Source organism: Streptomyces sp. NPDC006711, from assembly GCF_042869775.1.
Classification (GTDB): domain Bacteria; phylum Actinomycetota; class Actinomycetes; order Streptomycetales; family Streptomycetaceae; genus Streptomyces.
In genome coordinates this window covers 118,635-127,827 of the sequence record NZ_JBIAGO010000008.1, presented here as the reverse complement: position 1 = coordinate 127,827, position 9,193 = coordinate 118,635, and the positions used below count along the sequence as shown (strand labels likewise).

Below are 9,193 nucleotides of genomic sequence, written 5' to 3'. Positions count from 1 at the left end.
CCACCCGGGGGGGTGGGGGGGGGGGGGTCCCCCGGCCGGGGGGGGGGCCCCCCCACCAGCGGGGGCGTGGGGGGGGGGGGGGGGGGGGGGGGGGGCCGCCCCCCCCGCCCCCCCCCCCCCCGGCCGCGCCTCGCGTGAGCGGCGGAAAGGCGCGGGGTGGGAAGCACTGAACCGGCCGGCGGCGAACGGGTCAACGGCGAACGGGTCAACGGCGAACGGGCCGTCGGTGAACGGGCCGGCGGCGACCGGGCCAACCGTGAACCGGCCAACCGTGAACCGGCCAACGGTCATCGGGCCGCCGGTCATCGGGCCGCTGGTCAACGGGCCGGCGGCGAACGGGCCGTCGGCGACCGGGCCAACCGTGAACCGACCAACGGTCAACGGGCCGCCGGTCAACGGGCCGCCGGTCATCGGGCCGTCGGTCAACGGGGCAACGGCGAACCGGCCATCGAGACGCACGGCCTGACCAAACGTTTCCGGGGCGGCCAGCTGGCCGTGAACGGGCTCGACCTCACCGTGCCGCGCGGCAGCGTCTTCGGCTTCCTCGGCCCCAACGGCTCGGGCAAGACCACCACCATCCGCATGCTGATGGGCCTGATCGAGCCGACCTCCGGCAGCGCGCGGGTCCTCGGAGGGCCCATGCCGAAGGCCGCCCGCGCCGTGCTGCCCCGGGTGGGCGCCCTGATCGAAGGACCGGCCCTGTACGGGTTCCTGTCCGGCCGCGACAACCTGCTGCGGTACGACGCCGCCGACCCCACCGCCGACCCGCGCACCCGCACCGCCCGGGTGGCCACCGCCCTCGAACGGGTGGGCCTCACGAGCGCGGCGGGCAAGAAGGCGCGGGCGTACTCGCTGGGCATGAAGCAGCGCCTCGGCCTCGCGTCCGCGCTGCTCCAGCGCCGTGACCTGCTCGTCCTGGACGAGCCGACCAACGGCCTCGACCCGCAGGGCATGCGCGAGATCCGCGCCCTCGTCCGGGAGCTTGCGGACGAGGGGACGACCGTCTTCCTCTCCTCACACCTGCTGGACGAGATCGAGCAGGTCTGCTCGCACGCCGCCGTGATGAACCAGGGCAGGCTGGTGGTCCAGGGCGCGGTGGCCGAGCTGGCGGGGAGCGCGCGCGGCCGCCTCGCGGTGACCACCCCGGACACCGGCGCGGCGGCCCGCCTCCTGAAGGAACACGGGATCGCCGGTGTGACGGTGGCGGGCGGCGACCGCGTCACGGGTGAACTGCCGCCGGAAGAAGTCGAGTTGGCCGACCTCAATGCCGCGCTCGTGCGGGCTGGGGTGCGGGTGCGGGGGTTCGCGGCCGAGCGGGCCTCACTTGAGGACGCCTTTGTCGCGCTGACCGGGGAGGGCTTCGATGTCGCGGGCTGAGGCCGCCAAGGGCGCTGCGGCCACTGAGGCCACGGAAGGGCCGGCGCAGGAGCCGCCGCTGCGTGCGCCGGGCGTCCTGTGGTCGCTCGGGCTCTTCCGCTCCGAGCTGGTCACCGTGGTGCGCCGCTGGCGCACGCTCGCGCTGCTCGCCGTGCTCGCCGCCGTACCGGTCCTGATCGGCATCGCGGTGAAGATCGACACGAGGGGCGGCAGAGGCGGGGGAGGCGGTGGCGAGGGCGGCGGTCCCGCCTTCCTCTCGCAGATCACCAACAACGGCCTCTTCCTGGTCTTCGCGGCGATCGCCGCCACCCTGCCGGTCTTCCTGCCAATGGCGGTCGGCGTGGTGGCGGGGGACGCGGTGGCGGGCGAGGCCCACGCCGGCACCCTGCGCTATCTGCTGGTCGCCCCGGCGGGCCGTACCCGGCTGCTGCTCGCCAAGTACGCCTCGGTGCTCGCGTTCTGCCTGATCGCCACGCTGGTGGTGGCGGCCTCGGCGCTCGCGGTCGGCGCGCTGCTGTTCCCGCTCGGCGAGGTCACCACGATCTCCGGCACGCGGATCTCGTTCGGGGACGGGCTGCTGCGGGCCGTGGCGATCGCGGGGATCGCCGCGCTGTCGCTGTCCGGGATGGCGGCGCTCGGCCTGTTCGTCTCGACGCTGACCAACAGCGGGATCGCGGCAATGGCCTCGACCGTGGGGCTGCTGATCACGGTCCAGATCCTGGGCCAGATCCCGCAACTGCACGCCATCGGGCCCTATCTCTTCCCGCACTACTGGCTGTCCTTCGCGGACGTCCTGCGCGAGCCGGTCTACTGGGACCAGTTGGAGCGCAACTTCGAACTCCAGGCCCTGTACGTCGCGGTGTTCGGCTCGGCGGCCTGGGCGCGCTTCACGACGAAGGACATCACGGCGTGAGCCAAGCCGAGCGGGACGGTCGTGCCGAGCCCACCCCCGTGCGGCTCGACACGACACGTTCCGTTTCCTGCGCCATTGTTTGGAGTCGGACGTCGTGCTGTCAATCCGGTTCCGGGCCTGCTCGTAGAGTGAGGGCATGATCACCCCGTCCGAGTCCGCCCCGAGTGCCAGGCGCCGCAGCGAGAAGTCGCGGCGCGCGACCCTGTCGGCCGCGCTGGGCCTGTGCACGGAACACGGATACGACAAGGTCACCATCGAGGCCATCGCGGCCCGTGCGGGCGTGAGCAAGAAGACGATCTACCGGTGGTGGCCCACGAAGGGCGCGGTCCTGCTCGACGCGGTCACCGAGCTCGTGGTGAGCGATACGCCCTTCCCCGACACCGGCGACATCGAGGCCGATCTGCGCGCCCACATCGGGAGCGTGGTGAATCTGCTGAACTCGCGGGTGGCGGGCGCCGCTTACACCGGGATCCTCTCCGAGGTGCTGCATGACGAGCGGCTGGCCCGGGCGGTCAACGACGAGCTCGTCATTCCGCGCGTCACCCTCGTCCACGAGCGCATGCGCCAAGCCCAGGAGCAGGGCCAGCTGCCGAAGGACGCGGACCTTCCGCTGGCCGTCGAGATGCTGTACGGCCCGCTCTACTACCGGTACGCGCTGGGGCGGCCGCTTCCCTCGCAGGAGCGGGTGGACACGCTGGTGGCGCATGTCATGCGCGCGTTGCGGGCGTCGGAATCGAGCTGAAGAAGGTCTTGGCGCGGGTGATCGCGTCCAGGTCGCCCACGATGTCGCCGGGGTTGTTGCCGGTGCCGAGCAGTACGCCGCCCCAGTTCATGTCCAGGTACGCGGCCGAGAGGCGCAGGGTGCCCACCAGGGGGTCGGCCGCCGCGTGGTCGCTCCCGGCGAGCGCGGTGACGCCCCACAGGGTGCGGCCCGCCATGCGGCGCTTGAAGCCGAGTTCGGGGGCGTGGAGCCAGTTCACCCAGTGGTCCAGGTAGTGCTTGACCGGGGTGGAGACGCTGTACCAGTACAGCGGTGAGGCGATGACCAGGTCGGTGGCGGCCAGCGTCGCGTCCAGGAGCGCCTCCGCGTCGCCCGCCGGAGCGGGACGTACCCGCTCCTCGCCGTGGCGAGGGTCGCTGAACGGCGGGAGTTCGAGGTCGGTGAGGCGCAGCCAGCGGGCGGTGTCACCGGCGGGCAGCTGCTCGGCCGCGCGGCGGGCCAGCGTTTCGGTGTTGCCGCCGGCGCGGGTGCTGCCGAGCAGAAAAAGGAAGTCGCGGGCCATGGTCCCCTCCGTCTGTGGCCCGGGCCGTGGACGGCCCGAGGAAAGCATGCGTGTGCAGTATATGCATGCGCATGTGATTGGGGGGAGGGGCGAAGGGGGGCGTTTTGATGGGGAGTTGGGGGGCGGGGAGCCGGAGCCCGGCTCTGGGGCGGGGAGTTGGGCGCCGGTGGTCCAGGGAGCGGCTGTGCGACGAGGAGTTGGGGGGCGGGACCGGGGCCCCCGGGTCCCGCCCCCGGTCGGTCAGCTCGCTGGTGTGCCCGCGCGGAGTTCCAGGTGGTCGCCGTGGAAGGAGGACCTGAACCGTTCGTCGTGCGAGACCACGACGATCGCGCCCGGGTAGCCGGCCAGCGCCTGTTCCACCTCCTCGACCAGGGCGAGCGAGACGTGGTTGGTCGGCTCGTCCAGTACGAGCAGGTCGGCGGGGCGCGTGACCAGGCGGGCCAGTTCGAGCCGGCGCCGCTGGCCCGCCGAGAGCGCCGCGAGCGGCACCGCCAGGTCTTCCTCGCGGAACAGACCGAGGGCCAGGAGTTCGTCGGCGTGCTCCTCGGGGAGGCCGGGGCGTCCGGCCGCGTACGCTCCGAGCAGCGGTACGCGGGCGCGGCTGTGACCCAACTCCTGTGCCAGGTAACCAATGTGACGGCTCGTCCGGCGGACCTGTCCCGTGTCCGGAGTGAGGTCGCCCGCGAGGACGCGGAGCAGGGTGGTCTTGCCCGCGCCGTTGGGGCCCGAGACCAGCAGGCGGCGGCCAGGATCGACCCTCAGGCTCGGCACGTCGAGACGGGCGCCCACGGTCACGCCGGTCAGTTCGACGAGTGGGCCGTCGGGCGCGGCGGCGGCCGCCGCCGTGGTGAGGCGGGCCTGGAAGCGCAGGGGTGGCGGCGGGGCGGCGACCGGGTGGCGCTCCAGCTGGCCCAGACGGGTCCTGGCTGCCCTGACCTGCCCGGACAGCTTCGCCTCCGATGAGCGGCGGTGCTTGCCGAAGCCCTGGCCCGGGTCCTTGGCGGTGCCGGCGAGCCGCCTGCCCGCCGCGTCCACGAGGTCGCGGGCGCGGGCGTGTTCCTCGGTCCACTCCTGGTGGGCCAGTTCGCGCCGGCGGCGCGCGGCGGCCCGCGCCGTACGGTATCCGGCCCAGCCGTCTCCGTACCGGACGACCGTGCGCAGGTCCCGGTCGACCTCCAGGATGGTGGTGGAGACGCGTTCGAGGAAGGCGCGGTCGTGGGTGACGACCACCAATGTGCCGTGGTGAGAGGTGAGTTGGGCGGCCAGCCAGTCCACCGCCTGGCGGTCGAGGTGGTTGGTCGGCTCGTCGAGCAGCAGCAGCTCGGGTCGGGCGGCCAGGACGCAGGCCAGTGCGAGGCGGGACTGCTCGCCGCCGGAGAGCGAGCCGAGGGTGCGGTCGCGGGTGAGGTGCGCGAGGCCCAGGGCGTACGTCGCGGCCTCGGCGCGGGCGTCGGCGCGGTAGCCGTCGCGTTCCTCGTACGCCGTCAACAGGTCGCCGTACGCCGCGAGTTCGGCCTCGCTCGCGTGCGCGAGGCGGGTCTCGGCGGCGCGGATGCCGGCTTCGAGGGTACGCAGGTCCGCGAGCGCGAGGTCCACGGCGTCCTGGACGGTGTGGTCGGGGGCCAGGGCGAGGGTCTGTTCCAGGTGGCCGGTGCCGCCCGGGAAGACGGCGGTGACCTCTCCGGCGTCGGGCCGCTCCGCGCCGGCGAGCAGCCGCAGCAGGGTCGACTTGCCGGATCCGTTCTCGCCGATGACGGCGGCCCTCTCGCCGGGGCGGAGGCTGAACGAGACCTGATCGAGTACGACGCGGTCGCCGTAGGCCTTGCGGACGTCGTTCAGGGTCAGCTGGGAAGGGTGGTGGGCGCGGGCGCGTGGGCGCATGGGGGATCCCCTGGGGTACTCGGTACGGGCTTCTTCCTGGCGGGGCGGGGTGCGGGGCGCTGCCGCGTGGGGGCGCTGCCGCGTGGGGGTCAGCGGAAGAAGTAGTACGAGTACGTGTGCATGGGGGGAGGTTAGCGGGGGTGGGGTTGGGGGCGCGCGGGGTTTTTCCGCGACCCGGGCCGCCGCCGGGGGGTTCGCCCACCCGCCCACCCGTGCGAGGGGTGGGGAAGGCTGGCCCCTGGGGCTCCGCCCCAGACCCCGGCGGGGGCTGCGCCCCCCGCACCCCCCGGGAGTTTGCCCACCCGCCCGCCCGTGCAGGGGGTGGAGAGGGCTGGCCTCCTGGGGCTGCGCCCCAGACCCCCTGCGGGGGCTGCGCCCCCTGCACCCCCGCGACCCCTCAGGGGCGCGGGGAACTGCGCGAGCAACCACGCACGGTCTGCGGGGAGGGGGCCGCATCGACCCGCCCGTCGGGGCCGTTTCGGGGGCGCGGGGAACTGCGCGAGCAACCACGCACGGTCCGCAGGGAGGGAGCCGTCATCGACCCGCCCGTCGGGGCCGCCTCAGGGGCGCGGGGAACTGCGCGAACGCCGTCGCGCAGCACCCGCTCACCCGAACCACCCAAACACCCAACGCCCCCCAACCGCGCGCGAGCGCCCCGCCCCCGCGGCTCACGAAGGCGCGTTCACCCCGGACGCGGCGTGGGGTGCCGACGCCCGCGCATGGGCCCTCCTCAGGGACTGGCGGGCGCGGTGCGCGGTGTGGAGGGCGTCCCACGTCAGGGTGGTCAGGGCCAGCCACACCAGGGCGAAGCCCGCCCAGCGTTCCGGTGGCATCTCCTCGTGGAAGTACACGACGCCCAGCGCGAACTGGAAGACCGGCGCCAGATATTGCAGCAGCCCGAGCGTCGACAGCGGCACCCGGATCGCCGCGCCGCCGAAGCAGACCAGCGGAATGGCCGTCACCACGCCCGTCGCGGCGAGCAGCGCCGCGTGGCCCGGGCCCCCGCTCGTGAAGGTGGACCGGCCCTGGCCGCCCAGCCACAGCAGATATCCGAGCGCCGGCAGGAACTGCACCGCGGTCTCGGCGGCCAGGGACTCGAACCCGCCGAGGTTCACCTGCTTCTTCACCAGGCCGTACGTCGCGAACGAGAACGCCAGCGTCAACGAGATCCACGGCGGACGCCCATAGCCCACCGCCAGGACGATCACAGCCGCGAGCCCCGTCGCGACCGCCGCCCACTGGGCCCGTCGCAGCCGTTCCTTGAGGATCAGCACGCCCATCGCGATGGTGACGAGCGGGTTGATGAAGTAACCCAGTGACGCCTCCACCACGTGGCCGGAGTTGACCGACCAGATGTAGACGCCCCAGTTGACGGTGATCACGACGGCGGCGACGGCTATGAGCGCCAGCCGGCGCGGCGTCCGCACGAGCTCCCCGATCCACGCCCAGCGCCGCAGCGCCAGCAGCGCGACGGCGACCAGCGCCAGGGACCACACCATGCGGTGGGCCAGGATCTCCAGGGCGTCGGCCGGTTTGAGCAGCGGCCAGAACAGGGGCACGAGCCCCCACATCCCGTACGCGCCGATCCCGTACAGCAGTCCGGCCTTGAGCTGTCCCGACGATTCCTCGGCCACTGGTCCTCCCGTGCGCGCGCTCGACCAGCTGAAGGTAACGCCGATTCGGCCACGGTGTCATGCCCGTACCGCGATACGGTCCTGACGCCCCGACCGGACCCACCTCACCCCGCGCCGCCTCACCCCGCCCCACCGCCCGCGCGGAGGTCAGTCCGGCTGAGGGGCCTGGCCGGCCTCCAGAAGGCGCGCCGCGCGGGACACGTCGAAGGGCAGGATCGTCACCGCGACGGAGGGAAGGTGCTCCAGGGCCTTCGCCATCTCCTCCGCCGTACCCCGGTGCAGCACCTTGCCCAGCGCGTTGGTGTAGAGGCGCCGGGGGACCAGGACCGTCAGCGACGTCGCGCCGTCCTCGGTGGTGCGGGCGGCCAGTTCCACCATGGCGTGCCGCAGCCGGCGGTCGGGGCAGGCCAGGAGGTTCAGGGGGACCGAGGTCGCCGCCGTCGCCTCCCAGGCCGCCGCCAGTTCGCGCGCCCGTGGCTCGTCGATCGCGAAGTGGACGGCCCTGATCTCGTCGGGCCGCACCTCGTGCGCGTACCGCAGCGCCTTGAGGGTGGCCAGGTCCAACGTCTCGACCAGGACGAACACCACGTGCCGGCCCGCTCGTGGCCGGTCGGCGCCGGGCGCGGCAAGGGCGGTGAGCGCGGCCGCCTCGCGCCGGTACTCGCGGTTGATCCGGGTCAGCGCCCACACCCCGAGGGGGAAGATCACCACCACCAGCCAGGCGCCCTCGGTGAACTTGGTGACGGCGAAGATCAGGACGACGGCGGCGGACACCACCGCCGCGAGCGCGTTGACGCCGAGCTTGAGGCGCCGGTACCGCTCGCGCCGCCGCCAGTGGTACGCGGTGAGCCCCGCCCCGGCCATCGTGAACGCCGTGAACACCCCGATCGCGTACAGCGCCACCAGCTTGTCCACGCTCGCGCCGGTCACCAGGAGCAGGGCGAGGGAGACGACGGTGAGCGCGATGATCCCGTTGGAGAAGGCGAGCCGGTGGCCCCTGCGGGTCAACTGCCGCGGCAGGAACCGGTCCTCGGCGACGAAACTGGCGAGGAAGGGAAAGCCGGTGAACGGGGTGTTGGCGCCCGTGTAGAGCACGAGGGCCGTGGCCAGCTGGACGAAGACCAGGCCCGCCGTCCCCAGCACCCCGCCTCCGAAGGCGAAGTGGGCCTCCTGGGCGATCACGGTCGGCGTGCCGTCCTGGTAGGGGACCGCGTGGGTGAAGTGGGCGAGCGTGGAGACGCCGAGGACCAGGACGCCCAGGACGCAGCTCATCGTGATGAGGGTGCGCCGCGCGTTGCGGCCCTGGGGGTCGCGGAACACCGAGACGCCGTTGGAGATCGCCTCAAGGCCGGTCAGCGAGGAGCCGCCGTTGGCGAAGGCGCGCAGCACGATGAAGAGCGATGCCCCGTACAGCCAGCCGTGGCCCGGGGCGCCGAAGGGGACCACGCCCGCCGCGTGCGGGTCGGCGTGGGGCAGCCCGTCGGTGAGACCGCGTACGGCCGAGACGGCGAGCATCAGGGCGACGGCCGCCATGAAGAGGTAGGCGGGCAGCGCGAACAGCCGCCCCGCCTCGCGCAGGCCGCGCAAGTTCCCGTACGCGAGGACCAGGATCACCCCTGCGGACAAGGGGAGTTGAAGGTGGTCCAGGGCGGTGGGGCCACCGCCGACCAGGTGCGCGAGGGAGACGATCGCGTTGGTGCCGGCCGAGACCTGGACGGCGACGGTCACGATGTAGTCGACGAGCAGGGCGACCGCGGCGACCTGCGCGATGGTCGGGCCGAAGTTCTCGCGGGCCACGACGTAGGAGCCGCCGGCCCGGGTGTAGATCATGACGACGTCGCTGTAGCAGAGGGTCAGCAGGAGCAGGACGAGCAGGATCGCCCCCGTCACCGGCATGAGCAGTGAGAACGCGGCGGCGCCCGTCACCGGGACCAGCACCCGGAGCATTTCCTCGGAGCCGTACGCGGAGGAGCTGACGCAGTCCGAGGCCAGCACGCCGAGCGCCGTGCGATTGCTCAGCCTCTCCTGGCTGACGCGCTCCGTGGTGAGGGGCCTGCCGAGCAGGTGCCGCTTGACGCGGTAGGCGAGACGGTCCATGTCCCATG

At 73.3% G+C, this 9,193-nt stretch carries 7 protein-coding genes; 3 read left to right on the top strand and 4 right to left on the bottom strand.

What is annotated here, in order from left to right:
* Window positions 1-447 precede the first annotated feature (447 nt).
* The 3 genes from ACFYM2_RS18515 (at window position 448) to ACFYM2_RS18505 (ending at window position 3,032) form a co-directional block, all read left to right on the top strand.
* Window positions 448-1,377, top strand: coding sequence for an ABC transporter ATP-binding protein (locus ACFYM2_RS18515; protein WP_388837454.1), 930 nt, complete (start codon window positions 448-450; stop codon window positions 1,375-1,377).
* A complete protein-coding gene (locus tag ACFYM2_RS18510) occupies window positions 1,364-2,290 on the top strand; it encodes an ABC transporter permease (protein WP_388837266.1) in 927 nt (308 codons plus the stop codon). Before ACFYM2_RS18515 ends, ACFYM2_RS18510 begins: the two co-directional genes overlap by 14 nt.
* A 136-nt stretch (window positions 2,291-2,426) precedes the next feature.
* Window positions 2,427-3,032 (top strand): TetR/AcrR family transcriptional regulator, encoded by a 606-nt coding sequence (locus ACFYM2_RS18505; RefSeq protein ID WP_359000981.1) that lies wholly within the window; start codon window positions 2,427-2,429, stop codon window positions 3,030-3,032.
* Here the strand turns inward: ACFYM2_RS18505 and ACFYM2_RS18500 are convergent.
* The 4 genes from ACFYM2_RS18500 to ACFYM2_RS18485 all read right to left on the bottom strand — a co-directional run bounded on the left by ACFYM2_RS18500 (window position 2,998) and on the right by ACFYM2_RS18485 (window position 9,185).
* On the bottom strand, window positions 2,998-3,573 hold the full coding sequence (locus ACFYM2_RS18500) for a flavodoxin family protein (protein ID WP_388837263.1): 576 nt from the start codon (window positions 3,571-3,573) through the stop codon (window positions 2,998-3,000). The genes ACFYM2_RS18505 and ACFYM2_RS18500 overlap by 35 nt on opposite strands.
* Window positions 3,574-3,813: 240 nt before the next feature.
* Window positions 3,814-5,454 (bottom strand): ribosomal protection-like ABC-F family protein, encoded by a 1,641-nt coding sequence (gene abc-f, locus ACFYM2_RS18495; protein WP_388837260.1) that lies wholly within the window; start codon window positions 5,452-5,454, stop codon window positions 3,814-3,816.
* A 668-nt stretch (window positions 5,455-6,122) separates the two neighbouring features.
* Window positions 6,123-7,025: an EamA family transporter RarD gene (rarD, locus tag ACFYM2_RS18490; RefSeq protein ID WP_388837451.1), complete on the bottom strand. Its 903-nt coding sequence runs from the start codon at window positions 7,023-7,025 to the stop codon at window positions 6,123-6,125.
* Between the two features lie 210 nt (window positions 7,026-7,235).
* The gene (locus ACFYM2_RS18485; protein ID WP_359000969.1) at window positions 7,236-9,185 is read right to left on the bottom strand and encodes an APC family permease; all 1,950 of its coding nucleotides are present in this window, start codon (window positions 9,183-9,185) and stop codon (window positions 7,236-7,238) included.
* Between the last annotated feature and the right edge of the window lie 8 nt (window positions 9,186-9,193).

Coding starts and splice junctions, on each gene's coding strand:
- ACFYM2_RS18500 (WP_388837263.1), bottom strand. CDS start 3,573: ATGGCCCGCGACTTCCTTTTTCTGCTCGGCAGCACCCGCGCCGGCGGC.
- ACFYM2_RS18505 (WP_359000981.1), top strand. CDS start 2,427: ATGATCACCCCGTCCGAGTCCGCCCCGAGTGCCAGGCGCCGCAGCGAG.
- rarD (WP_388837451.1), bottom strand. CDS start 7,025: ATGTGGGGGCTCGTGCCCCTGTTCTGGCCGCTGCTCAAACCGGCCGAC.
- abc-f (WP_388837260.1), bottom strand. CDS start 5,454: ATGCGCCCACGCGCCCGCGCCCACCACCCTTCCCAGCTGACCCTGAAC.
- ACFYM2_RS18510 (WP_388837266.1), top strand. CDS start 1,364: ATGTCGCGGGCTGAGGCCGCCAAGGGCGCTGCGGCCACTGAGGCCACG.
- ACFYM2_RS18485 (WP_359000969.1), bottom strand. CDS start 9,185: ATGGACCGTCTCGCCTACCGCGTCAAGCGGCACCTGCTCGGCAGGCCC.